Origin of the sequence: Haemophilus parainfluenzae, assembly GCF_900638025.1 — a bacterium.
Classification (GTDB): Bacteria; Pseudomonadota; Gammaproteobacteria; order Enterobacterales; family Pasteurellaceae; genus Haemophilus_D; species Haemophilus_D parainfluenzae_J.
The window spans coordinates 535152-562023 of record NZ_LR134481.1; the positions used below are offsets into that span (position 1 = coordinate 535152).

Here is a 26872-nt window from a genome sequence, read left to right on the forward strand (position 1 = left end):
TCGATCTAAAAATAGGCGCTATTCTACTGAAAATTACGTGTGCTTGAAAGTAAGAATTCAATCTATGATGAGAGAAGATCAAGTAGGTAATAAATATAAGATCTATTTATATATAAAGATCTTATTATTGTTACTATTAGGATCCGTTGATCTTGTGAGTAAGATCCTTTTCCTTTTTTAAATGAAAGAGTTAGATCATTTTAGATTGTGTTGAAATGTCTTTTGTTTAAGGTCTTTTTCTTGTGGATAATTCTTGATGTTATCCACAAGAAAAACAACCCTTATATTTATTCAGTGGAAAAGAACATTTTTTTGACAGGTTTTATTAAAGTTATCCACAGGTGATTTTTTTTGGATATGGATAAATAAAAAGCGATAAACTTAAATTATCGCTTTATTATGACTAAAGTGCATGAATAAATTGTGGTAGCCAATCTTCCGCAAATTGCTCTTGATCATCAACATGCAATATATCAATTTTTAAACTCTTGCAGATTTTGACCGCACTTTTTTCACTTAACTGTGTTTCGGCTTTATTTACGGCATGACAAAATGTATCGTAATCTGAATTGCCTAAGCCTACAACGGCAAAGCGGAGAGAAGAGAAATCTTTATCTGATGCCGCAATTTGTTCAAAAAGTGGTTTTAAATTATCAGGTAATTCACCTGCACCATGTGTTGAAGTGACGATCAACCAAATATTTTCATCAATCACCTCATCAAGCTCTGGTCCGTGGAAAAGAGTGGTAGAAAAACCTTGTGTTTTTAGCACATCTTCTAAATGCTCCGCCACATATTCAGCGCCGCCCAATGTACTACCTGAAATCAAACAAATATGCATATTGTTTCCTAATAAGAAAAAAGGCTTAGATTTTCTAAGCCTTTATAGTCATTATACGTTGTCAAATTTACCCAACAATGAACGAATGTGTTCTTGCCAGTTACGGTGTTCATTTTTCAGTTGCTCATTTTCATTTCGCAAGGCTTCTACTGCTTGTTGAGATTGATTTTTTTGTTCTTTTAATTCTTCTACTTCAAGTTGGAGTAATTGGATAGTTTCAACAGCTTGTTTAATTTTTTCTTCAAGCTGATCTAAAATTTCTAAAGACATAGTGATTTCCTTTTTAAAATAAGTCTGAAATGACTTTATTCTACCCACTTAATCCTATTTTTAAAAGCTTCTTATAAAAAATTATTAGGCAAACGTTTGCTTAATGATAAAATAACGAGACTTTTTGCATTGGGAGAGAAAAATGAATCGTGCATTAGCTATTGAATTTTCAAGAGTAACTGAAGCGGCTGCATTAGCGGCTTATACTTGGCTTGGTCGTGGTAATAAAAATGCGGCGGACGATGCAGCAGTCAAAGCCATGCGTTATATGCTAAATTTAATCCATATGGACGGTGAAATAGTGATTGGTGAAGGGGAAATTGACGAAGCACCAATGCTTTATATTGGTGAAAAAGTCGGGTCAGGTAATGGTGAACTCATTTCTATTGCGGTTGATCCGATTGATGGCACAAGAATGACGGCAATGGGTCAATCAAATGCCATTTCAGTGTTGGCTGCTGGCGGTAAACGTACTTTCTTAAAAGCGCCTGATATGTATATGGAAAAATTGGTCGTTGGCCCTGAAGTGAAAGGTATGATCGATTTAAGTTTACCGATTGAGCAAAACCTTCGCCGTGTGGCTTCTCGTTTAGGTAAATCCTTATCGGATTTAACCGTGATGGTACTCGCTAAACCCCGTCATGATGAAGTGATTAAGCAAATGCATAATCTAGGTATTCGCGTGATGGCCATTCCAGATGGTGATGTTGCCGCTTCGGTTTTATGTTGCTTACCGGATGCTGAAGTGGATATGGTTTACGGCATTGGTGGTGCACCTGAAGGTGTGGCAGCTGCCGCTGCAATTCGTGCATTAGGGGGGGATATGCAAGCTCGCCTTATTCCACGTAATGAAGTGAAAGGCGATACAGAAGAAAACCGTAAAATTGCCGCTGAAGAAGTTCAACGTTGTGAAGCCTTAGGTGTGAAGGTCAATGAAATCTTAAAATTAGAAGATTTAGTACGTGATGATAATCTTGTTTTTGCTGCAACAGGAATTACGCACGGTGAATTACTCAAAGGAATTTCTCGCCGTGGAAACTTGGCAACGACAGAAACCTTATTAATTCGTGGTAAATCACGCACCATTCGTAAAATCCAATCCATTCATTATCTCGATAGAAAAGATTCTGAAATCTATGAGATTTTAAGAAATTAGTGAAAATAAAAGAGCGGTTATAAAAAACAATGAATTTTTTGACCGCTCTTTTTATTTCTTACAGCATTTTCTTCAATTGATACAAATAAGCTAAGGCTTGTTTTGGACTTAATTCATCTGGATCAAGCTGCTCAATGGCTTCACGTAAAGCATCTGGCTCTGCTTCAAAAGCCAATTCACCTTGATATTGATTTAATGCTCTCAAATGTTGAATTTGTTGATCACCATTTTGTGCTGACAGTTTTTCTAATTGATGCAATTTTTGCTTCGCCAGTTTGATAACGGATTGAGGCACACCAGCCAGTGCTGCAACAGCAAGACCATAACTTTTACTTGCAGCCCCGTCTTGAACCGCATGCATAAAGGCGATGGTATTGTTATGTTCTAATGCATCTAAATGAATATTAGCAATGCTTTCAATTTGTTCTGGCAGTGCGGTGAGTTCAAAATAATGGGTCGCAAATAACGTAAGTGAACGAGTTTTCTTCGCTAACCATTCGGCACAAGCCCAAGCTAAAGAAAGCCCATCATAAGTAGACGTACCTCGTCCAATTTCATCAATCAGAACCAAACTTTGCGAAGTGGCTTGATGAAGAATGTTCGCCATTTCGGTCATTTCCACCATAAATGTAGAACGACCGGATGCTAAATCATCAGAGGCGCCAATTCGAGTAAAAATCCGATCAATTTGCCCGATAACCACGCTATCAGCCGGCACAAAACTGCCTATATACGCCATTAACGTAATTAAAGCCGTTTGACGCATATAGGTACTTTTACCGCCCATATTTGGGCCGGTAATAATTAATAAATGACGCTGCTGATTGAGATTCACAGGGTTAGCAATAAACGGGTCTTTTAAAACTTGTTCCACTACAGGATGACGACCATTTTCAATTTTTATACCAATTTCATCACTAAATTGTGGTGCAACATAATTTAAGGTTTCTGCTCGCTCTGCGAGGTTAACTAACACATCCAATTCAGATAATGCCAAGCTGGCTAACTGTAATTGACCTAAATGTGGCAACAATAAATCAAACAATTCATCATAAAGTTGCTTTTCTAAAGCAAGTGCCGCACCTTTTGATTTTAAAACCTTATCTTCATATTCTTTTAATTCAGGAATAATGTAACGTTCGGCATTTTTTAATGTTTGACGGCGAACATAATGAATCGGTGCTTTATGGGCTTGTCCTTGGCTAATTTGAATGTAATAACCATGCACCGCATTAAAACCAATTTTTAAGGTATCAATACCTGTGCTTTCTCGTTCACGTTGTTCTAAATTTTCTAAATATTGCGTTGCGCCAGCGGAAAGGGTTCGCCATTCATCTAATTCTGGATTATAGCTTTCAGCAATGACGCCACCATCACGAATTAATAACGGAGGGGTTTCAATAATTGCTTTTTGAAGTAGCTCGATTTGCGCAGAAAAATCATCAATTTGCGCAGAAAGTGCGGTCAAATTTGACGATGTTTTTGTATAAATCAGCGATTTTATCGGTTCAATTTGTTCTAATGCAGTACGTAAACGCGTGAGATCTCGAGGACGTGCGGAACGCAGTGCTACACGAGCAAGAATCCGTTCCATATCACCCACTTGTTGCAAATAAGGCTGCAATTCGTGATATAAATCTTGATCAATAATTTCACCAATGGTTTTTTGGCGTTTTAATAGAATGTCTGTTTGACGGATAGGTTGATGAATCCAACGTTTTAATAAACGGCTACCCATTGGCGTAACACATTTATCTAATACCGAAGCCAGCGTGTTTTCTGTGCCACCCGCAAGATTTTGAGTGAGTTCTAAATTTCGGCGTGTTGCGGCATCTAATTGAATATTATCGTTATTTTGAATAACACTGATGCTTTGAATATGTGGCAGAGAAGCACGTTGTGTTTCTTTCGCATATTGCAATAAACAACCTGCTGCTGCCAAGCCAAGAGGTGATTTTTCTACACCAAATGCACGTAAATCTTTCGTACCAAATTGACGATTAAGTTCTGAGATCGCGGTACTAAGTTCAAATTCCCAAATTGGGCGACGACGTAGACCTTTATAATGTTCGATAATGGCCATTTCGGCAAAATCTTCACAATAAAGTAATTCTACCGGATTAATACGCTGTAATTCAGCTTGCAAGGCTTCTTTTGAATGAGGTTCACAAAGCTGGAAACGTCCAGATGTCATGTCTAATGTGGCTAGACCAAATTTTTCTTTTTCCTGATAAACCGCCACAATTAAGTTATCTTGGCGTTCTGGTAAAAGCGCTTCATCACTCACTGTACCTGGTGTCACAATTCGTACAATTTTGCGTTCAACCGGCCCTTTTGATGTAGTGGGATCACCCACTTGCTCACAAATGGCTACAGGTTCACCTAATTGCACTAATTTTGCTAAATAACCTTCTACCGCATGATAAGGCACGCCAGCCATAGGAATTGGATTACCTGCTGATTGTCCACGTTTCGTTAAAGAAATATCTAACAACGCCGCCGCTTTTTTTGCATCATCATAAAAAAGCTCATAAAAATCCCCCATTCGATAAAATAATAAAATGTCAGGATTTTCTGCTTTTAACTTGAGATATTGCTGCATCATCGGCGTATGTTGCTCGAAATTATCTTGTAAATTCATGATGTTATCCAGTTTAAGTTTTTAACTTTTTGTCTAGCAAGTATAGGTTTTATGATAGAAGTAATGTGTTACTTTAAGCTGATTCTAATTTTCTACATCCACACTCAGTACTTCATCTTCTGTTTTTAACAGCGTATAGACATCTTTTAGCATTTCATTATCAATGTTGTAGCATCGCACTTGCAAGCGAACCTCGCCACTTGCTTGGTCTTTGACTGAGATATTTTCAATGCGGTAATCATGTTTCAATAATAAATCTGTCACTTTACTGATGCCGTTAGCAGAACTCAGTTGAATGGCTAAACGAGTACGTTTTTTGTATTTTTTGCGGCGAACATAACGTTGTACAATCGGACTAATACGGATGGCGATTAAAATCATTAAAGTAGCAATAATCGCATCAAAAATAAAACCCGCACCTGTTGCCACACCGATAGCCGCAGCTGCCCAAATAATGGCGGAAGTGGTTAAGCCTGAAATAGCATCATTTTTCTTGTGTAAAATTACCCCTGCGCCTAAAAAACCAATACCACTGATTACTTGTGCGGCAAGTCGCATAGGGTCAGTTCGGATATTATCTGAAACTTGCGCGTAATGTTCAGCAGCTTGAATGGAGACAATCGTGAGTACACAAGTCGTTACCGCAATAATAGCACAAGTTTTGACACCAACCGGTTTGTGTTTAAGTTCTCGTTCTAAGCCAATAATCCCGCCAAGAACAAGTGCGAGTAGCATTTTTCCGAGAATAATTAAATAAGCCATTTGTTCAAAAATAGTTGAAAAAAGAGAGAGATTTTCCATATTAATAATCAATATAAGTAAATAAAAATAGTACTTATTCTACCTGAAAAAAAGGCGTTAATGGGTAAATTTACTTTAATTATCGCCTTTCTGCTTGAAATTGAGTAAAATCTAAGGCTTTGAAAAATGACGATAGCTGAGAATAAATTTATGCAAAAATCAACGCCGAATATTGGCTTTGTAAGTTTAGGTTGCCCTAAAAATTTAGTGGATTCAGAACGGATTTTGACCGAATTACGTACTGACGGATATAACATTGTACCAAGTTATGAAAATGTAGATTTGGTGATTGTGAATACTTGCGGTTTTATTGATAGTGCTGTACAGGAATCCCTAGAAGCTATTGGCGAGGCGTTGGAAGAAAACGGACGTGTGATTGTGACTGGCTGCTTGGGTGCGAAAGAAGATCAAATTCGCCAAGTTCACCCGAAAGTATTGGAAGTGAGCGGTCCGCATAGTTATGAAGCAGTAATGGCTCAAGTACACAAGTATGTACCAAAGCCAGAGCATAATCCTTACACCAGCCTTGTACCAAAACAAGGAGTGAAATTAACACCAAAACACTATGCATATTTGAAAATCTCAGAAGGTTGTGATCATCGTTGTACATTCTGCATAATTCCTTCATTGCGTGGGGATTTAGAAAGCCGTTCTATCACGCAAGTATTGGATGAAGCAAAACGTCTTGCTGATGCGGGTGTGAAAGAGTTATTGGTAGTATCACAAGATACCTCTGCTTATGCAATGGATACACAACGCAAAGAAGGTGGTGTAAAAACGGCTTTCTGGAATGGTATGCCAATTAAAAATGACTTAATGACCTTGTGTAAGCAGCTTGGTAAATTAGGCATTTGGGTACGTTTGCATTATGTTTATCCTTATCCACATGTAGATGATTTAATTCCATTAATGGCGGAAGGTTTATTGTTGCCTTATTTGGATATTCCATTGCAACATGCGAGTCCAAAAATTTTAAAAGCAATGAAAAGACCAGGCAAAATTGACCGCACTTTAGAGCGCATCAAGCAATGGCGTGAGATTTGTCCAGATTTAACTTTGCGTTCAACTTTTATCGTGGGCTTCCCGGGTGAAACAGAAGAAGATTTCCAAATGCTATTGGATTTCTTAAAAGAAGCACAACTTGATCGCGTGGGCTGTTTCAAATTTAGCCCAGTAGAAGGTGCACCAGCTACTGAAATGGCTGACCAAGTGCCTGAAGAGGTAAAAGAAGAACGTTTCCACCGCTTTATGCAGTTACAACAAGAAATTTCGGCTGAACGATTAAAGCAAAAAATTGGCCAAACGCTTGATGTAATCGTGGATGAAATTGATGACGAAGGTATTATCGGCCGTACAAAAGCTGATGCACCAGAAGTTGATGGCTTAGTTTATATTGAAAATCTAAGTGGCACGCCTGTAAAAGTAGGCGAAGTTATTAAAGTCACCATCACTCATTCAGATGAATATGATTTATGGGGAACCTGTTAATTATGAATTTTATTTATTTTTTACTAAAGGAATTTAGAAATGGCAGAAGCACAAAAACAACCAAGTGTTATCCGTTTTGAACAGGAAGTAGCAGCAAAAAACTATGAATCAGCTTGCGTCGAATTGTTGGATATTTTAAACAAAATTGATACTAATTTTGGTGGTATAGAAGGCATTGAAATTGATTATCCTAGCCAATTAAATGATGAATTAGTACAAGATAAAATTAAGCATTTTTGTACCCGTGTAGCGGTAGCAATGAGCGAGCTATTTTCTGATCCTAAATTAGATATTTCTGAAGGTGGGGCGCAACGTTTCTTTACCTTACAACGTTGGATTAATATGATTTTTGCGTCATCACCATTTGTGAATGCGGATCATGTTTTACAAGCTTATAACCGCAATCCAGATAAAACCAATTTATCCGATTTCCATTTAGATAATACGAGATCATCATTAATTAAATTCTGTATTTTCTATCTGCCAGAATCTAATGTGAATGTTAATCTTGATGCTTTATGGAATTTAGATCCAGAGTTATGCGCATCGCTTTGTTTTGCGTTGCAATCACCACGTTTTATTGGTACAGAACAATCGTTTTCTAAGCGTGGTACGCTTTTACAATGGTTCCCTGAAAAATTAGCGACGATTGAAAACTTAAATAATGTGCCAAGTGCAATTTCACACGATGTGTATATGCATTGCAGCTACGATATTGCTGAAAATAAACACTGGGTGAAAAAAGCATTAAACCAAGTCATTCGTCGTCATTTATTGCAAGGTGGATGGACTGACCGCGATGTCACGAAATTAGGTGAGCGTAATGGCAAACCTGTCATGGTTGTATTATTGGAGCATTTCCATTCATCTCATTCAATTTACCGTACGCATTCTACTTCAATGATTGCCGCGCGTGAGCTTTTTCATTTAATTGGTGTGGGTAATGAAGCTGTAGATGCAGCAGGCCAAGCGGTGTTTGATGAATTCCATTTATTAAAAGGTGATAATATTTTTGGTAAATTGAATGAATTAAAAGAGATTTGTGAAAAAAATGGTGCAGCCGTTCTTTATATGCCAAGTATTGGGATGGATTTAACCACCATTTTTGCAAGTAACACGCGTCTTGCGCCGGTTCAAGTGATTGCTTTAGGCCACCCTGCTACGACACATTCTGATTTTATTGAATATGTGATTGTAGAAGATGATTATGTGGGGTCTGAAAAATGCTTCAGTGAGCAATTATTGCGTTTACCAAAAGATGCTCTGCCTTATGTGCCTTCAGCGCTTGCGCCACAATATGTAGAATATCGCTTACGTGAAAATCCTGAAGTCGTAAATATTGGTATTGCTTCTACCATAATGAAGCTTAACCCCTATTTCTTGGCGGCATTAAAGGCTATTCGTGATCGTGCGAATGTTAAGGTTCATTTCCACTTTGCTTTAGGTCAATCCAGTGGTGTGACACATCCTTACGTTGAGCGTTTTATTAAATCTTATTTAGGCAATGATGCGACAGCTCATCCACATGCACCTTATGATCAATATCTTCGTATTTTGCATAACTGCGATATGATGGTAAACCCATTCCCATTCGGTAACACGAATGGCATTATTGATATGGTGACATTAGGTTTAGTGGGGGTATGTAAAACCGGTGCAGAAGTCCATGAACATATTGATGAAGGGTTATTTAAACGTTTAGGTTTACCGGAATGGTTAATTGCAAATACGGTAGATGAATATGTTGAACGTGCTATTCGTTTAGCAGAAAACCATCAAGAACGTTTAGAACTTCGCCGTCATATCATTGAAAATAATGGCTTACAAACCTTATTTACAGGCGATCCAAGCCCAATGGGTAAAGTGTTACTTGAAAAATTTGAGGAATGGAAAGCAGCAAATTTAGCTGAAAAGCCAAAGAAAAAAGTGACTAAATCGACAACCATAAAAGAGAAGACTACAAAGTCTACTACGACAAAGAAAAGTGCGGTCAAATCTGAAGCTAAAACAAAGCCGAAAAAAACGGTAAAGAAAACCACGAAAAAAGCAGATAAATAATCAATAAATCCCCGAAAGGGGATTTTTTATTGAGAAAAATTAAACAAAGCCTCATTTTTTCTAAAAAAGCTTGATTTTGTAGCATAAAGCCTGTAATTAATAGACCCATTCAACACAACATAAAATAAGGAAAAACTCATGAAAAACGTCGGTTTTATCGGTTGGCGCGGAATGGTCGGTTCCGTATTAATGGATCGTATGGTGCAAGAGCAAGATTTTGCCAATATTAATCCAGTTTTCTTCACCACGTCTCAAGCAGGTCAAAAAGCCCCTGTGTTTGTAGGAAAAGAGGCGGGTGAACTTAAAAATGCATTCGACATTGAAGAACTTAAAAAATTAGATATTATCGTGACCTGCCAAGGTGGCGACTATACCAATGAAGTCTATCCAAAATTAAAAGCAACAGGTTGGGATGGTTATTGGGTTGATGCAGCGTCTGCACTACGTATGAAAGATGATGCGATTATCGTGCTTGATCCGGTAAACCAACACGTGATTTCTGAAGGCTTGAAAAAAGGCATTAAAACTTTTGTGGGTGGTAATTGTACTGTAAGCTTAATGTTGATGGCTATCGGTGGTTTGTTTGAAAAAGATTTAGTGGAATGGGTATCTGTTGCAACTTACCAAGCGGCTTCAGGTGCGGGCGCAAAAAATATGCGTGAATTGATTTCACAAATGGGCTTATTAGAACAATCGGTTTCAAGTGAATTAAAAGATCCTGCTTCGTCAATTTTAGATATTGAACGTAAAGTGACGGCAGAAATGCGTTCTGATAACTTCCCAACTGATAACTTCGGTGCAGCATTGGGTGGTAGCTTAATCCCTTGGATTGACAAACTTCTCCCTGAAACAGGACAAACTAAAGAAGAATGGAAAGGCTATGCAGAAACCAACAAAATCTTAGGTTTAAGCGACAATCCAATTCCTGTTGATGGTTTATGTGTGCGTATCGGTGCATTACGCTGCCACAGCCAAGCATTCACCATCAAACTGAAAAAAGACTTACCGTTAGAAGAAATCGAACAAATTTTAGCGTCTCACAACGAATGGGTGAAAGTAATTCCAAATGACAAAGAAACCACATTACGAGAATTAACTCCAGCTAAAGTAACAGGTACATTAAGTGTACCGGTTGGTCGTTTACGTAAATTGGCAATGGGTCCGGAATACTTAGCGGCATTCACTGTAGGTGACCAATTATTATGGGGTGCTGCAGAGCCAGTTCGTCGTATCTTAAAACAATTGGTGGCATAAGTTTACTTTCACTACAAAGGGCGTATTTACTACGCCCTTTTCATTGGAAAATTATGATCAGAGAACCTCATTTTCATCAATTTGCTCTTGCTGAGTTATTGCCTTTTTTTGAGCAATTTCCGACACAATATCTTTCTGGCGAACGAAATATCAAATTGGCTTATCGTCATTTGGTTCAGCCTGAAAGAGCGGTCAGAAAATTGATGATTTTGGTGAATGGTCGAGCAGAAAATATGCTGAAATGGACTGAGTTGGCTTATGACTTTTACCAACAAGGTTATGATGTTTTGCTTTTCGATCACCGAGGACAAGGTTATTCACAGCGTATTATTCCTCAAAAAGGGCATTTAGATGAGTTTCGTTTTTATATTGATGATATGGAAAAAATCATTGAAAAAACGACCGCACTTTATGCTTATCAAGCGCAATATATTCTCGCACACTCCCTCGGCGCTTTGATTTCTACCTATTATCTAGCCAATTACGATCATCATATTAAAAAGGCTGTGCTTTCTTCGCCTTTCTTTGGCGTTCCCATGAAACATCCGTTACGAGATGAAATCATCATTGCAACGATGATGGCATTTGGTCAAGGTCATCGCTATGTTTTTGGCAAAGGACATTACAAACCGGCAGATTTAAACCTTAATGAACTTAGCCATTCTAAAACGCGAATGAAATGGATGAACCGAGTTAATCGAAAACGCGATGCTATTCACTTAGGTGGCCCGACTTTCCGTTGGGTACATTTGTGTTTAAATGCAATCAAAGCGCTCCCTAAAATCATTCCAAGAGTGGAAACACCCGTGCTTATTTTACAAGCGGAAAAGGAAAAAATTGTAGATAACAAAAATCTTGAAAAATTGACCGCACTTTTTCCGTATGCAGAATCCATGCTTGTACCTCAAGCAAAACATGAAATCCTTTTTGAAAAGGATAACGTGAGAAAAGCCGTGCTTGAACGCGTTAATCAATTTCTTCATTCTTAAATTTTCCTAATTAGATTAAATACAAAACATTATATATTGATTTATATAATGTTTTTTTATTTTTATATCATGAGTGTTTAGCCTTTTATTGAGCAAGATCATAGTTTCTTTCTCACTATATGCCTACAATCCATAATACTTATTTGTAGTTATGTTTTTTTTGTCGTTTATATAGTTGGAGTGTCTATGTCAAAAATGAAGAAAATCATCACCGCACTTTGCTTGGCGGGTGTCGGCGCTGTGGCATTGTGGGGAACGCAGTGGGTTATGCATATGGAATGATATGAAAGCCAACGATTCAGAAACCTGTCGTAGCTGCCACAGTTTTGATGCAATGGAGCTTTCAAAACAAACTAAATTAGCAAAACAAACTCATACAGATGCTCAAACAAATGGCCAAACCTGTATTGATTGTCATAAGGGTATTGTTCACTTCCTTCCTGAAGTGCATGGCGATCAAAATGCGCAAAAATCCTCTGCCGTGCAAGGTAGCACTCTCTCTGATGGTTCAGCTATTTTTGCCACTGAAATGGTGAAAGCGACTAATGATAAAGGAAATGAGGTTCGCCTCATGCCTTATGCAGAATTAATGCAATGGAAAGTAAGGCCTTCCAACAACCAGATGTGGTGATTGTGAATGAAGTAAACTGGACGCCAACTGCGCGCATGGCAGATATTGTATTACCAGCAACTACCAGTTATGAACGTAATTCAAACAACCTAAACAGGCTGTGTAAAACCAATAAAAAACGACCGTACTTTGATTGATAGGATCAAAGTGCGGTCTTATTTTTAGTTGTTTTTTCTTGTTATTGTCAGCTCGTTACTATGCTTTGTGCATATTTCTCAGCAAAGCAATTTCCCGCTCTAAGCCTAGAATAATTTTATCTTTTTGTGCCAATAGCTCGTCTTTATGAGAAATAATTAATTGCAATTGTTGAATGGCTTTTTCTAAATTATCATTACCAACAGCGAATAAGAAATTATTTGAATTATTTGAATTTGTTGATTCTGTGACTGAATTATTAAAATAAACTTTTTCAGTTTCCCCATAAGAAAGCAGTTCGCAAATATCCATATCAAACACTTCAGAAATTTGCTCCAAACGTGGCAGATTTGAACGCACTTCACCTCGTTCAATTTTGGCATAACCGGTCACCGACATGCCTAATTTATCCGCCATATTTTCTTGAGATAATTGGTGTTGTTCACGTAATTGACGAATTTTTTCATTAATTTTCATATTCTACTCTCGCAGTGCAAATAGCTACCGCAACTCGGTAACCTTCTGTAATTGTTGGTTAATTGTACACAAATTAGCGAAAAATTATAATTCTTTTGCTTTTTAATCCCTAAATAATTTAAGGAATCCCGTATGAAACTCAAAAATCTTTCAATTGCAACCGCACTTTTACTGGCGTTAACCGGCTGTGGCAGCAGCGGTGGCGGAAACAGCGATAACCCCCCAACTACGCCCAATAACGAAATTCAAAACAACCAAACAACACAAAATCAAGCTAACACGCAACAGGCTGAACTCGATCGTTTAAAAACGCAACTTTCTCAAGCGCAAAATGAAAAGCAAACGGCAGAAGATAAACTTAAACAAGCCGAGCAGCTTTCTGCGCAAGATTTAAATAAAGCAAAAGCAGGTTTACAAAAAGCACAAGAAGAACTTGCAGCAGCACAAAAAGCATTAGATGAAAAACTCTCCTTAGAAAAAATGCTTACTCGTGATGAAGTATTTCAATTTGCATTACATAACGGTTTAAATACTGTTGATTCTAGCGAATTTGCAGATAATTTCAAAAATAACAGCAAATCATTTGTAACTGAACAGCTCGTTGAAGTTCACAAAATTATAGCGCTTAAACGTTTAGCAAGAAGCTATAGCTTATCCGAAGATGAAGTTCGCAATTTTGTAAACGCAAATAAAGACAAAACATTAAATGAAGCAAGAACATTACTTAATGATAAACGTACAGAAAGAGAAAATTTAATCAATGAATTAACTGCCCTTGCAAAGCAAAAAGGTTTAGAGGAGTGGGAAGCACGTAATTTTGCCTACGGTAAAAACTATACAGATAAAGAAAGTGCGGTCCAAGATCTCAATAATTACATTGCTGAGAAAGATAAACGTAAAACCAAAATCGATGAATTAATTAATCTTGCGAAAGAAAAAGGGTTAGATGATTGGGAAGCGCAGAATTTTGCTAATAGTAATATTGAAAATGAGCGAACTAAAGCATTGGAAAATTTAGATAATTTATTAATAGAAAAAGAGCAATCAGCAATTTTAGATGCAAAACGCAATATCATTAGAGAGGCGTATAAAACACCTGAAGGATTTACTCGAAAATATGACCCACAAGAAACTACATCTTCAAACGTTCGAGGAGAAGAATCATCCAAACAAACATCATATATAGATGTTTATAATCAAAAATATTCTATTGTTGTTGGTAAATATGAAGACTATAAAGACCTTAATGATCCGATGTACAATAGAGAAACATATAGCGTTTCTATACAACGCAATTATCTAAATGGAGTGAATACCAAAGATATACCTAATGAAGGTAAAGCGACTTATATCGGGACTGCTTTCACTAAAGATAGAGAAGGAATGCTTACATATAATGTAGATTTTGCCAATAAAAAAGGTGAGGGAAATATTACCGGTTTAGACGGTTTAGGTAATCTAACTTTACATGAAGGTAATTTAGCCGAAATCTACGGCAAAGATTGGGGTAAAGGCATATCTTCTGATATGACTTCTGATAAATGGACAAACATGAAAGGGGAATATTTACTGCTATTTTACGGAAAAAATGCTGAAGAAATTGCAGGTGTAGCCGAATTTGGTAAAGAAAATGTCTCTTATGATGATCAAGAGGTAAAAGAATTATTTAAAGTTGTGCCTAGAAACGGTGAACGTAATCTCCATTATTCTAGTAGCGATAATATCGCTATCGGCTTCGGCGGTACACGTGGCGAAATCCAAAAATAAACTTTTCCTTTAATATAAAAATGCCGTTTGAACCTCGGTTTAAACGGCATTACTTTCTAATCGACTATGAAAAAACTTCCTTATTTTATCATTCTACTTCCCTTAGCTACTCAAGCTGAAACCTTCCAAGCACCACAGCCTGTTTTCTTTGAAAAGAATATTGTGCCGAAAACGGAAGATCCACAGATAAAAACACTGGAGAAATCCACCGCACTTTCAGCACCGATGACATTTGAATCCAATGACAATACTCAAACTAAATTGGAAAAACTGATCAACTATAGTGTGGTAAAACAACAATGGGGAATATTGAAACAAACGTTGCCGCTTTATCAATCGGAACCTCAGCACGATGTCACGCTATATCGTTATGCCCTAGGGGCGATGTTGCGTGCGGAGCGCAACCATAAGCAAGCGATTCGTCTTTATCGGCAAATTGTTGATGAAAAACCGGAACTTGCCTATCCGCGTTTCGATTTAGGCGTGATGTTATTTGAAAATAAACAGTATCGCCAAGCTAAAGCAGAACTTGAGCGCGCTATGCCGGATTTATCTCCGCCTATGCAACAATTCGCCCAACGTTATTTGGCCACCATGAATGAACGCCAAGGCTGGAAAGCAGACGTAGAATGGCAATATACCCAAACCGACAACGTGAATAACGCGTCATCCCAACAAGATATTTTGTTAGGTAAATTGCGCTTTAAAAAAGACAAAGACTCTTTACCACAAAAAGCGCACGGCTTTCGTTACGGACTTGGGTTAAGCCGTGAAATCAATGTCGCCGGTAATCATTTTGTGACCTTAAACAGCCGTTTTGGCGGCGTGTATTACTGGGATAATCAAGATTATAGCGAAAAATCACTTTACGCCGCATTGGGCTATCGTCATCGTTCCGTCTTACAATCTTTAGGATTGACGCCATTTTTTGAGCAAAACTGGTTGGGTGCGCCACGTTATAGCCAAAATTATGGCATTACCGCAGATTTACACCGTGAATTAACCGCACTTTGGTCGCTCTCTGGTACGCTTTCCCACACGCAAAAACGTTATGCGGATGCCAATATTGCACGCCGTCATAACGGCTATATTAACGGCGCAACACTCGCATTAAGTTATCAGGCAAAACCGAATTGGTTACTTTTCGGTGGGATTGAAGGCAGCATGGATCGCAGCAAAGACAAAGCAGAGTCCTCACTTCGTCGAGGTGTCAATATCGGCACCGTATGGCAAATTAAGGATTTTGCTACCCGTTTAAGCCTGCGCTATGTGAAACGTTATTTTCGTGCAGAAAATTTCTATTTCCCAATGAAAAAACGACAAGATAAAGAATATGGTTTTAACGCCTCGCTGTGGTATAACAAAATGCAATGGAAAGGTTTTATGCCTAAATTAAATTATCGTTACCGCAAAATTGACAGTAATATCCCGGAATTTTATTCACGCACTAGCGGAGAATGGTTTGTGTCTGTCGAACGTAATTTCTAAAGGAAGTTACCCAAAATAAAATAGAAAACATGACCGCACTTTGATTTTCGCCTTCAAAGTGCGGTCTCTTTTCAAGGTATTTTCTCTTCACTTCGCTTTGTCCATCTATCAAATCAATTTTTTCTACCTTTCCTCATCACCGCTAAAATGTGATCTATCTCACAGTTTTAAGTCTTGTCTTGTGCTCAAATTGAACCACTGTCCTCTTTTGGGGACAAAATAGTAGAGACCTGACGATGTAAAAAGAGAAGGTATCACTTTGATTGATCACGTAGAAAAAGGAGAAAACAGATGACAAAAGATCTTAATGTCTTTGATAAACACTATGGTTTATTGATCAACGGCGAATGGACAAATGGCTCTGAGGGTAATACCTTAACAGCATATAACCCTGCAAATGGTGAAGCCTTAGCCACCTTTATTGACGCTACGGATGCAGATGTCGATGCTGCAGTGAATGCTGCGAAAGAGGCCTTTAAAACCTGGAAAAATACCAGCGCAACGGAACGAGCTACAATTTTGAATAAAATTGCAGATATTATTGACGAAAATACCGAATTATTCGCTTTACAAGAAACGTTGGATAACGGTAAACCGATTCGCGAAACACGCGCAGCAGATATTCCGTTGGCATCAGATCATTTCCGTTATTTTGCCAGTGTTATTCGCGCCGAAGAAGGTGTCGCAAACCAACTGGATAGCGAAGATTTGTCGTTGATTTTACGCGAGCCTATTGGCGTTGTTGGTCAAATTATTCCATGGAACTTTCCGTTCTTAATGGCTGCATGGAAAATAGCACCTGCATTGGCAGCAGGTTGTACCGTCGTGATTCACCCATCTTCCTCTACTTCATTGAGCTTACTTTCCTTAGCTCAAAAAATTAATCATTTATTACCGAAAGGTGTCTTCAATGTTATCACTGGTAAGGGTTCTAAATCTGGCGAATACATGTTGCACCATACTGGATTTAACAAACTGGCATTCACCGGTTCCACCGAAATCGGTAGAAAAATTGGTGTGGCTGCTGCTGAAATGTTGATTCCATCCACCTTGGAATTGGGTGGTAAATCAGCCAATATTTTCTTTGACGATATGCCATTTGATAAAGCATTGGAGGGCGCACAAAAAGGAATTCTCTTCAACCAAGGGCAAGTGTGTTGTGCCGGTTCACGTATTTTCGTACAAGAAAGCGTTTACGATAAATTTATCGCGGCACTAAAAGAAGAATTTAAGAAAGTTAAAGTCGGCTTACCTTGGGAAGATGACACGCAAATGGGGGCGCAAGTAAACGGAAATCAAGTTAAGGTTATTAGCAAGTATGTTGATATTGCTAAAGAAGAAGGGTGTCAAATTATCCTTGGTGGAGGTAAATCAACCGACCCGGCATTGGCTCGAGGCGAATTTTTCCAACCAACCTTAATTTTAGCGCCTGATAACAAAAAACGTGTGGCACAAGAAGAAATTTTTGGTCCGGTTGCTGTGGTAATCAAATTCAAGGATGAAGCAGATGTAATTAAAATGGCAAATGACAGTGATTATGGCCTAGGTGGTGCGGTGTGGACATATAACATTAATCGTGCGCTACGAGTTGCACGCGCACTTGAAACCGGTCGTGTTTGGGTGAACTGTTATAACCGTTTACCAGCTGGAGCTCCTTTCGGTGGTTATAAAACCTCTGGTATAGGTCGTGAAACCCATAAAATGATGCTTGACGCTTATACACAGGTGAAAAATATCTTCATCAGCACCCGTGAAGAGCGCGAAGGCATGTATTAATCATTCACTTTCTAACCTAAAAAACGACCGCACTTTGATTTGTATCTCAAAAGCGCGGTCAATTATTAAAGAGTTTTAAAACCTCTCAAAAATTAACCGCACTTTTGTATTTTCAAAGATACTTATGCTAAGTAAACCTTATAATTTTACATCTAACTTCGCGTAAGCTCGTTCTACTTTTTCTAATGCTTTTTCTACGGAAATATCACGAGCGAGTAATACACCTAAACGGCGATGGCCATTGACTTCGCCTTTGCCAAAAATACGAATATTGGTGTTTGGTTCAGCTAATACTTCGGTGATATTGCCAAATTGTACGTTTTTCGATTGACCTTCCACCACAATGGCTTTTGAAGCCGATGGGCTAATAAGAGTGATTTCTGGAATAGGTAAGCCTAAAATCGCACGGGCATGTAAGGCGAACTCAGATAATTCTTGAGAAATTAGCGTGACCATACCGGTATCATGTGGGCGAGGGGAGACTTCATTGAAGATAACCTCATCACCACACACAAACATTTCCACGCCGAAAATGCCACGACCACCTAATGCGGTGGTAATTTTCTCTGCTACGTCTTGTGCTTTTTTCAAGGCTGCATCAGACATGACTTGTGGTTGCCAAGATTCTCGATAGTCACCATTTTCTTGACGATGGCCGATTGGTGCTAAGAAGCTGGTGCCGTTGATGTGGCGAACGGTGAGTAAAGTGATTTCATAATCGAATTTAACAAACCCTTCTACAATCACGCGTCCAGCACCTGCTCGACCACCTTGTTGCGCGTAATCCCAGGCTTTTTGTAAGTCATCTTTGGATTTCAAAATACTTTGACCGTGGCCAGAAGAGGACATAATCGGTTTCACTACGCAAGGAATACCAATTTTTTCAACCGCACTTTGGAAGTCATCAAAGTTATCGACAAATTGATAAGGTGAGGTTGGCAATTTAAGCTCTTCTGCTGCTAAGCGACGAATGCCTTCGCGATTCATCGTAAGCTTGGTGGCTTTGGCGGTAGGTACAACATTAAAACCTGCTTTTTCTAATTCAATCAGCGTATCAGTTGCGATGGCTTCCACTTCCGGCACAATGTAATCTGGGCGCTCTTTTTCCACTAAGGCTTTGAGGGCTGCACCATCTAGCATGGAAATCGTATAAGCACGATGTGCCACTTGTTGTGCTGGAGCGTTTTCATAACGATCGACGGCAATTACTTCTACGCCTAAACGTTGTAATTCAATTACCACCTCTTTGCCTAGTTCACCAGAGCCAAGCATCATCACTTTAATAGCATTTGGGGTTAATGCTGTACCTAGGGTTGTCATGTTGTGTCCTTATTTTAAGAAAGATTCATCGAGTGCTAAATCGTCATTTTTATTAATCCCCACACCGCGAGAAATCACATTTTTAGCAATTTTATGTGCTTCTTCTAAAGAATGCTCAGTGTAAGTTCCGCATTGGTATTCATTTAATTCAGGAATTTGGTTTTGATCTTGCACGGTTAAAATATCTTTCATGGAAGCTAACCATGCATCAGCCACTTGTTGCTCGTTTGGAGTGCCGATTAATGACATGTAAAAACCTGTGCGACAGCCCATTGGGGAAATATCGATGATTTCTACATTGTCATTGTTTAAATGGTCACGCATAAAGCCCGCAAATAAATGCTCAAGGGTGTGAATCCCTTTTGGTGGGAGAATTTCTTTGTTTGGAATGCAAAAACGAAGATCAAAAACAGTGATGTCATCGCCCTTTGGGGTACGCATCGTTTTGGCAACTCGCACGGCAGGTGCGTTCATACGGGTGTGATCCACTTTAAAACTGTCGAGTAATGGCATATTTATTTCCTTTTAAATCATTAGTTTGTAAATTTTTTATATGTTTTTACAAATTCTTTGAACTTTTCTTTTTAGCGTCGGTCTTATAAAACAAGCAACTTGCAGTTGTTTTAATAAAATTGGTTCCTTAGGTTATTTGCCCCTTACTTGATAAGGGGCGTTTTTTTATCTGTTGAATATCAATTCGTCGTTATTCTAGCCCACAACCAGGTTATGTACAAAGGCTATTCACGGCTATGACACGAAAGGTAAACTGAAAAAGAGTAGGGCAATATAACGCAGTGCTTTTCCAATCGTCATAAAAATCAAACAACTTAGCCAATTTAAACGAAGCCAACCGGCTACCGCACAAAACACATCCCCGATAATAGGCAGCCAACTTAATAATAAAGTGATGGCGCCATAACGTTGTATTTTGTTTATTATCCACAAAGTGCGGTCATTTTTGCTATTAATTTTTGGAAACCATCGACCAATCCAGTAAGTGGTGAGGCTGCCAAGTGTATTGCCTGCGGTTGCCAGAAAAACAAGCCAAAAAATATCTGCACTTAATAATGAATTAACCAATACTTTTGGTACAGCAAGGGTAACAAAAACAATTTCAGAATTGCCTGGCAGTATGGTGGCACTTAAGAATGCACTGAAAAACATCAGACATAGTCCATAGGTTTGCCAAAAATTAGTCAAAAAGCTGAAAGAAAAAATGTCCCACATTAGGCTTTAATAATCTCGCATGTTCTGACGTCAAAAACATCCATGCCTGCACTTAATCCTGCTTTTACACCAAGATCGGCATCTTCAAAGACGATGCAGCGTGACGGTTCAGCTTTTGCCAGTTCTGCACAGCGTAAAAAGGTTTCAGGGTGGGGTTTGTGCTCTTTCACATCGTCAGCGCTGACAATGGCGTTAAAGTAACGTTCGATATCTAATTTTTGTATCAACATATCAATCAGTCTGCGGTTTGAACCTGACCCGAGCGCAATTGGTTTTTGTTGATAGTAATGACGCACCACGTCAAAAGTTGGGAGTAATTTTGATTCTGTTGGAATCAATTCATAAGAAAGTTTGCGTTTTGCTTGTATCACTTCATTTAAACGTTCTTGTGACATACCGGCATCTTGCATAATGGCTGAGGCGATAGTGCTCACGGTTGCGCCACCTAAATCATACATGATTTGGCTGTTAAAACGATAACCGAATTGTTCCCCTACTAGGTTCCATGCGCGTGCATGCACTGGCATGGTGTCGATTAAGGTGCCATCCATATCAAAAATCAAGCCATCATATTTTTCAAAAAGTCTGTTATCTATCATTTATTGCTTTCCTAGTTCGTAAATTTTTTCACTTTGTTTCAATTTTGTGATCTGTGCACTGGTAATTTTATGAAATAGCGGTAAAGTTATCCTATCTTAAAAAGGAATGTTATGTCGTTACCCAAACAATTAACCCGTTGGAAAATTCGCGGTCAGATTGATCAGGAAGTTATTGATATTATTCTGACTTTGCAAAGTCGCTTAGAGCATCATTGGCGCATTGATGTGTCCATTCCGACTGTCATCACACTCTTATTGCATATTGCCAACAGCCTTGCTCGCTTAAAACGAGGCGGTTGCGTTTCTCCGCTCCATCAATCCTTTTATGATGAAATGCAAAGTGCGGTTATTTTCCCTGATGTTTTAGAAATTCACCTCGATTTGCTTTCTTTTATTCCGCAAGACATCCCTGAAGCCGAACAGAGCTATTATCTCGCCAATATTTATAGCTTGCTGCTGGAGCAAGATAAAAAATAAGGGCATGAAAGCCCTTATTCTATCAGTTAAAAATCAAACTGAGTTCTAAATCTTTGAGTAAATTGCTTTCTAAGCGCAATTCATTCCACACTAACGGATTGTTATCCAGATAATGTTTCTCAAAGGTCAGTTCGCAAGTTTGTAAAGAGCGGTCAATTCTAAGATTAATTTTATCCGTGCTATCTGTCGCTTGGCGGGATTTATTTAAAATCACCGAAATGCGTAAAAGAAGCAGTAAAACAAGGACATCTTCATCTGCATAACGAGCAAAAATTGGTAAATCATTCTTTTTAAATGCACCCGTATGATAACGAACTAAATTCACCAATAAGCGTTGCTGCTCACGATCAAAACCGGGTAATTCCATATTTTGCAGAATATAAGCGGAATGTTTTTGTACATTGCGATGATTAATGACAATACCGACTTCTAATAAGCGTGCTGCCCAAATCAGTAGATTTTTCATTTCATCAGCAAGATACGGTTTTTGCCAATGGGTGTATTGGTTAATTAAGGTTTTTGCACTATTTGCTACGCGATCGGCTTGCGCTAAATCTAAGTTAAATTGTTCGGCAAGTCCTAATGCGGTACGCGTACGGATATCTGAAACTTGGAAGTTTTTTTCTAAGCTGTAAATCACTCCTTCTCGCAAAGCACCGTCAGAGTAGCGCATATTTTCTAAGCTAAAAACGTCAAAAACAGCACTTAAAATGGTCAAGCCTGGCACAAAGATATCCACACGATCAGAGTTTAGTCCCGCAATATTGAGCTCTTCAAAATGGGAAGCTTGTAAGGTTCGTTCAATTAAATTTTGTAAGCGTTCAGCGGTGATGATACCGTTTGGATCAAGGGTTGCAGTAATCACTTGGTACACGGTTTTGATCGTGCCAGATGAGCCGAGTACAGATTGCCACCCAAGTTTGCGGTATTCCCAGCTTAAATCTTCAATTTTATTGACCGCACTTTGGCGAGCTTGCTCGAAGTTTTCTTTTGAAATTTCTCCATTCGGAAAGAATTTTTTGGCAAAGCTCACACAGCCCATGTGACGACTTTCCGCCACTAAGGGGGTGAAATCATCACCGATGATCATTTCGGTCGAGCCACCACCAATATCAATGACCAGTTTACGTCCGTTTTCGGGTTGAGTGTGGCAAACACCCGCATAAATAGTTTTAGCTTCAGTTTGACCGCTGATGATATTAATGGGATAGGGAAAGACAGTGGCAGCCTGGCGTAAAAATTCATCATTATTGACCGCTCTTCGTAAGGTATAAGTTCCGACGACATTCACATCTTCTGGCGCAAAGCCTTGTAAGCGTTCAGCAAAAAGTGCAAGGCAATTTACACCGCGCTCAATGGCTTCTTGGCTTAATACATTGTGCTCGTCTAAGCCATCGGCAAGTCTCACTTTTTGTTTTAAACGAGAAAGCACCTGAATTGAGCCATTGATAATGCGTGCCACAATCATGTGGAAGCTGTTTGAGCCTAAATCAATGGCGGCAATCTCCCTGGCCTCACCTCGGTGATGAGGTTCTGCGAGTTGAGCCAGTTGCTTGTCATTATGCATGTTCTTTCCTAAAATTCAAATTGATACAATAAATCAAAAACTTGGTTTGTGCTAGAAACCGATTGGAAATAAAGCTGCGGCATTAAGCGATAACGTAAAGTCACTTCCGCCAAGCCATCAAACAATCCTACGCCGTATTTCACTTGTAAGCGTTTACCAATATTACCACTAACTTGTACTTTAGAGCTATCACCAACACCGGCAGTGCCTAAGTTTAAGTCTTGAATACCAAAGGCTTCGCCAATACCGCCGACGACTTTACCACTTTTCGCTAAACCTAAGCCAAGTAATGCCGCTCCCACAGAACCACCAGATCCCGCTTCACCACTGTTTTCTAATGAACGACCAGTTAATAAGTAAGAGAGTGCCTGATCTTGTGATTTTGCAGGATCAGAGAAGACGGTGACTTGTGGGCTAGATGCTATACCAATCACTTTTACCCCTGCGGTCACTTTACTGTCTTCCATAGCTTCTGGGTTACGAATCGCTTCAATATTTAACATCGGTTGTGAAGGTAAACCCGCGAAGCTAATTTGTCCTTTACGAATTAATAAATCCTGTCCAAAAGAAGCATAACGACCATTTTTCAGGTTAATTTGACCGAATAATCCTAGCTTACCTTTATCCTGTTTCACAGAAAGTAAACCATCCAAATTCGTTTTTAAACCATAGGCATTTAAATGCACATCATCACCGATTTTAATTTTTAAGTCAGATTGAATTTGCATACCGGATTTGGTTTCTGAAACAAATTGGCGATTGATGAGTTCTTCTTTACTTTTTCTTGGGCCATTTAAAATAACTTCATCTTCACTTACTGGCTCAGCATTGTCCGGTAAGCTTTCAATAGCAATTCTTGCCCATGGGATATCCACGTTTCCACTTAAATCCAAGTGTTTAGGTGACGCTTTGACAACCACATTCGGACTGACTTTTAATTTCGCCATAGACGGAATATCGACTTTGAAATTATCCGCTTGCGCTCTAACTTCTGCCGTCCAGTTATTCATGTTAGCCCAGTTAGCTCGCCCGTTAATATTAAGTTTGCTATCTGGTGTTTGAACATGACCATTTAAGGTTGAAGACGTACCATTAAAGCGGATTGCCACTTGTCCATCAGTCACATCAAAAGGTAGGCTTTTTAGTTTTGTTTTGACATGGCGAAGATCAAAATAACCGTTTAGCAATGGTTTTTCTAAATTGCCACCAAAACTTAAGCGAGAAACCACTTCACCATCCATGCTTTCACCGCTAGAGAGAAGTTGATTCGCTAAAGATAAACGTAAACCTTCAATAGTAAAGGTGCCGCCTAATTGTCGACCTTTACTTAAATCATTAATTTTTAAGTCCGTACCGATTCGACCTTGATTTTGAATATTAATGTTTGATTTCAGGGTTAAATTGTTATTTTGAATATTGGCATTCACGCTTAATTTAGGAATATCTAGCTTAAAGGTGCGGTAGTCTAATTTTTGCGCCACACCAATGTTATTACCTTCTACTGCTACATGTAGTTGTAACGGTTTATCACTGAACCACGCTACTTTACCTCGGCTTTGTAATTGACCTTTGAGCATGTTTTGTCCCATCAATTTATTCACTACATCTAAATTAATACGTTTCAGCTCAAAAGGGACTTCGCCGTTTTTCCCTGCCGTAAATTGTTGTGGAAAACACAAATCTAAATCTTGGTTAACCCAGCAGTGTGATCCGATGGTGGCTTGGATTTTTTTGTTGTCATAGGTCACCGGAATAGTTTGATTCACTTTAAAATCGCCGATGGGTGAGTTTAAATGTACCTGACTTAAATTTCCTTTCCATTGCTGAGAAGTGCGGTCAAAATTGCCGGTGATTTGTAAATTAGCTGCAACAGGTTCACCTTTTGATTTTAAGGTAAGGGTATGATGTTTCTCATCACCTGATGCATTCAAATCAATATTATATAATTTGATGCTATCGCCATAGCGGAAGTTTTCCGCTTTGACGTTAAGTTTACCTTTCACTTGCGGTTCACTGACAACATTACCTTTAATTAAGGCTTTGGATAAGTCTAACCCTTGGAAATGTAAGCCTTGCACCGTTAAATCGGTATTAATGGTTGGTGCCGTAAGCTTACCTAAAATCTGGGCTTTGCCAACGACGGAACCCGCTAAATCTTGCCATAGACCACGTAAATCAGGTGCATTGATATCCAAGTTTAAATCAGATTCTTCACCCAATATACCTTTAGCTGTGAGGTGATTATTACCATAGTTTAATTGTAAATTTGGAATATTCAGTAAAGCGTCATCACTCAACAAGAGACGACCTTTCAAGCTCAATGGTCGAGAAGAAAGACGACCAACTAAATCTACAGTAGGTACTTCTACTTTCCAATTGGCCACCCCAATGTGACCTTGTGAATGAATTTTCCCTGATAATACTGCTGGGATATCTGGAACATAAGGCTTAAGATTCATTTCCTGAAAATTGGCAGAAATATCCCATTGCACCCGATCTTGCCAGTTTGATGAACCTGAAAAATGAGCCGAACCTTCAGGATTATTTAAATTTAGTTCGTTAATTTTGATTTCATACAGCTTACCATCTGCATTTAAGTCAATTTTTGTAGGAGGAATATGATTCAATCCTTCTATTTCTCCAAGCGTTTTAAGGTGATAATTCAATAAGTCACCGGAAAGGTTGATATCAACATCGTTAATTTTGAGCGGTGCGAGGCTATCTGCAAAAGCGTATTGACCTTTTTTCGCTTTTAACTGCAGATTTAATGGCATTTTATCTTCAGCCAGTTTCACATTACCGGTTAAGGTCGCATCAAGTACGCCTTGTGTGGTTAATGAAAGTGCGGTTGTTTTTTTCAATGAACCCGATACATTGAGATCAACTTTGCTAGCAGGCAGAATGGTTTTGTCTTTTGATTTAAATGCTTGGAGATCAGATTTTAATGTGAGATCAACTGGAAAATCCTCATTGAGCTGGAGTTGCCCTTGGCTAGAAAGTGTACCGAGAGAGCTATCAATTTCAAGCTTTTGTAATTTCACTAAATGATCGGTGGCATCCGCTTGCAATTCTACTTTAGGCACAGTGATTTTTTGGGTTTCTTCACCTTTTTCATTGAGTGATTGATATTGCCAGTTTGTACCCAAAACACTTGGAATGTGCATATCAAAAGGCAAGTTCACCGCATTTAAATTACCTAAAAAAGCGGGAGTGAGTTTTTGCTCAATTTGCGCCCAATCAACGGGTTTAGCCGGTTCTTTTTTCTCCGGCTGAGGGGGATTTGCTTGAGTTTGGGTGACCGTTGAGAAAAGCACGTCTGAAATCGTGGTAGGCTCAAGGGTAAGGCCAGATTCATTGTTTAAACTGACCGCACTTTGAAATGACGAAAAGGTAATATTACTTTGATCGAGTTTCATATCAAAGTCAGTGACTGCCACATTTTTCACTTGTACAGAAACCGGGAAATGGATTTTTTCCATTGGACCACTTTCAGTCTGTTTCTCTTCAGAAGGCGGCATAACACTGGTATCAATGACGATTTTAGGCTGCGTTAAGCTGAGATCATCAACAATAATATCACCTGAAAGTAAATGAGCTAAATTCAGTTGTAAGCGCGCTTTAGGGAGAGACACATCTACGCTGGTTGTTTGAAAACGTAAATTCTCTAAGACCAAACCATCTTGTAACCCACCGCTGACTTGTTCAATAGACAAGCTATCGAGCATTTTATCGGCGAGTTGAATAAGTGCACGTTGTCCACTGTCAAAAAAAAGTGCTGTGACTAAGCCTAAAACAGGAACAAAAATGACCGCACTTCCGACACATAAAATTTTACGGTAGGTCTTTTTCTTTTTGATGGGTTGTGTGTTTTGGTTATCTGGTTGTTTTTCTTGTTCAGACATAGTCATAC

General features: G+C 38.8%; 20 protein-coding genes and 2 pseudogenes. 11 read left to right on the forward strand and 11 right to left on the reverse strand.

Annotated elements, in window-relative coordinates:
* Positions 1–403: 403 nt before the first annotated feature.
* Positions 404–841 (reverse strand): FMN-binding protein MioC, encoded by a 438-nt coding sequence (gene mioC / locus EL215_RS02670; RefSeq protein ID WP_126470020.1) that lies wholly within the window; start codon positions 839–841, stop codon positions 404–406.
* 51 nt (positions 842–892) lie between these two features.
* Positions 893–1111 carry a cell division protein ZapB gene (gene zapB, locus EL215_RS02675; RefSeq protein ID WP_126470022.1) on the reverse strand — a complete coding sequence of 73 codons (219 nt, stop codon included), beginning with the start codon at positions 1109–1111 and terminating at the stop codon, positions 893–895.
* Positions 1112–1253: 142 nt separating this feature from the next.
* Between zapB and glpX the strand changes: the two genes are divergently transcribed.
* Positions 1254–2267, forward strand: coding sequence for a class II fructose-bisphosphatase (gene glpX, locus EL215_RS02680; RefSeq protein WP_126470024.1), 1014 nt, complete (start codon positions 1254–1256; stop codon positions 2265–2267).
* Positions 2268–2325: 58 nt separating this feature from the next.
* Here glpX and mutS read toward each other — a convergent pair whose 3' ends face one another.
* On the reverse strand, positions 2326–4908 hold the full coding sequence (mutS, locus tag EL215_RS02685) for a DNA mismatch repair protein MutS (protein ID WP_126470026.1): 2583 nt from the start codon (positions 4906–4908) through the stop codon (positions 2326–2328).
* Positions 4909–4992: 84 nt separating this feature from the next.
* Positions 4993–5709 (reverse strand): MgtC/SapB family protein, encoded by a 717-nt coding sequence (locus EL215_RS02690; RefSeq protein WP_126470028.1) that lies wholly within the window; start codon positions 5707–5709, stop codon positions 4993–4995.
* A gap of 150 nt (positions 5710–5859) precedes the next feature.
* Between EL215_RS02690 and rimO the strand changes: the two genes are divergently transcribed.
* The 6 genes and pseudogenes from rimO to EL215_RS10450 form a co-directional block, all read left to right on the forward strand.
* On the forward strand, positions 5860–7197 hold the full coding sequence (gene rimO / locus EL215_RS02695) for a 30S ribosomal protein S12 methylthiotransferase RimO (RefSeq protein ID WP_126470030.1): 1338 nt from the start codon (positions 5860–5862) through the stop codon (positions 7195–7197).
* A gap of 39 nt (positions 7198–7236) precedes the next feature.
* Positions 7237–9255 carry a UDP-glucose:protein N-beta-glucosyltransferase gene (locus tag EL215_RS02700; protein ID WP_126470032.1) on the forward strand — a complete coding sequence of 673 codons (2019 nt, stop codon included), beginning with the start codon at positions 7237–7239 and terminating at the stop codon, positions 9253–9255.
* A 138-nt stretch (positions 9256–9393) separates the two neighbouring features.
* A complete protein-coding gene (gene asd / locus EL215_RS02705) occupies positions 9394–10509 on the forward strand; it encodes an aspartate-semialdehyde dehydrogenase (protein WP_126470035.1) in 1116 nt (371 codons plus the stop codon).
* Between the two features lie 53 nt (positions 10510–10562).
* Positions 10563–11498, forward strand: coding sequence for an alpha/beta fold hydrolase (locus EL215_RS02710; protein WP_126470037.1), 936 nt, complete (start codon positions 10563–10565; stop codon positions 11496–11498).
* Between the two features lie 271 nt (positions 11499–11769).
* Positions 11770–12105, forward strand: a pseudogene (locus EL215_RS02715) (NapC/NirT family cytochrome c); the annotation flags it as partial.
* Positions 12102–12209, forward strand: a pseudogene (locus EL215_RS10450) (molybdopterin-dependent oxidoreductase); the annotation flags it as partial. The pseudogenes EL215_RS02715 and EL215_RS10450, both read left to right, overlap by 4 nt.
* Positions 12210–12324: 115 nt before the next feature.
* Here the strand turns inward: EL215_RS10450 and EL215_RS02725 are convergent.
* A complete protein-coding gene (locus EL215_RS02725) occupies positions 12325–12741 on the reverse strand; it encodes a helix-turn-helix domain-containing protein (protein ID WP_126470039.1) in 417 nt (138 codons plus the stop codon).
* A 132-nt stretch (positions 12742–12873) separates the two neighbouring features.
* Here EL215_RS02725 and EL215_RS02730 point away from each other — a divergent pair, with 132 nt between their 5' ends.
* From EL215_RS02730 to EL215_RS02740, 3 genes are all read left to right on the forward strand, one after another.
* A complete protein-coding gene (locus tag EL215_RS02730; protein WP_126470041.1) occupies positions 12874–14508 on the forward strand; it encodes a factor H binding protein domain-containing protein in 1635 nt (544 codons plus the stop codon).
* 66 nt (positions 14509–14574) lie between these two features.
* Complete coding sequence (locus tag EL215_RS02735) at positions 14575–15996, forward strand: surface lipoprotein assembly modifier (RefSeq protein WP_126470043.1); 1422 nt, start codon at positions 14575–14577, stop codon at positions 15994–15996.
* 291 nt (positions 15997–16287) lie between these two features.
* A complete protein-coding gene (locus tag EL215_RS02740; RefSeq protein WP_111387728.1) occupies positions 16288–17772 on the forward strand; it encodes an aldehyde dehydrogenase family protein in 1485 nt (494 codons plus the stop codon).
* 138 nt (positions 17773–17910) lie between these two features.
* Here the strand turns inward: EL215_RS02740 and purT are convergent, their stop codons facing one another.
* From purT to EL215_RS02760, 4 genes are all read right to left on the reverse strand, one after another.
* Positions 17911–19092 (reverse strand): formate-dependent phosphoribosylglycinamide formyltransferase, encoded by a 1182-nt coding sequence (gene purT, locus EL215_RS02745; protein WP_126470045.1) that lies wholly within the window; start codon positions 19090–19092, stop codon positions 17911–17913.
* 9 nt (positions 19093–19101) lie between these two features.
* Positions 19102–19605 carry an S-ribosylhomocysteine lyase gene (gene luxS / locus EL215_RS02750; protein ID WP_126470047.1) on the reverse strand — a complete coding sequence of 168 codons (504 nt, stop codon included), beginning with the start codon at positions 19603–19605 and terminating at the stop codon, positions 19102–19104.
* 234 nt (positions 19606–19839) lie between these two features.
* A complete protein-coding gene (locus tag EL215_RS02755) occupies positions 19840–20319 on the reverse strand; it encodes a YqaA family protein (protein ID WP_126470049.1) in 480 nt (159 codons plus the stop codon).
* A complete protein-coding gene (locus EL215_RS02760) occupies positions 20319–20918 on the reverse strand; it encodes a beta-phosphoglucomutase family hydrolase (RefSeq protein ID WP_049355615.1) in 600 nt (199 codons plus the stop codon). Before EL215_RS02760 ends, EL215_RS02755 begins: the two co-directional genes overlap by 1 nt.
* Positions 20919–21029: 111 nt before the next feature.
* Between EL215_RS02760 and EL215_RS02765 the strand changes: the two genes are divergently transcribed.
* On the forward strand, positions 21030–21395 hold the full coding sequence (locus EL215_RS02765) for a hypothetical protein (RefSeq protein WP_126470051.1): 366 nt from the start codon (positions 21030–21032) through the stop codon (positions 21393–21395).
* A gap of 22 nt (positions 21396–21417) precedes the next feature.
* On the opposite strand, the gene ppx is transcribed toward EL215_RS02765, so the two are convergent.
* Both ppx and EL215_RS02775 read right to left on the reverse strand, forming a co-directional pair.
* Positions 21418–22962 (reverse strand): exopolyphosphatase, encoded by a 1545-nt coding sequence (gene ppx / locus EL215_RS02770; protein ID WP_126470053.1) that lies wholly within the window; start codon positions 22960–22962, stop codon positions 21418–21420.
* An 8-nt stretch (positions 22963–22970) separates the two neighbouring features.
* On the reverse strand, positions 22971–26870 hold the full coding sequence (locus tag EL215_RS02775) for an autotransporter assembly complex protein TamB (protein WP_420026298.1): 3900 nt from the start codon (positions 26868–26870) through the stop codon (positions 22971–22973).
* Positions 26871–26872 lie beyond the last annotated feature (2 nt).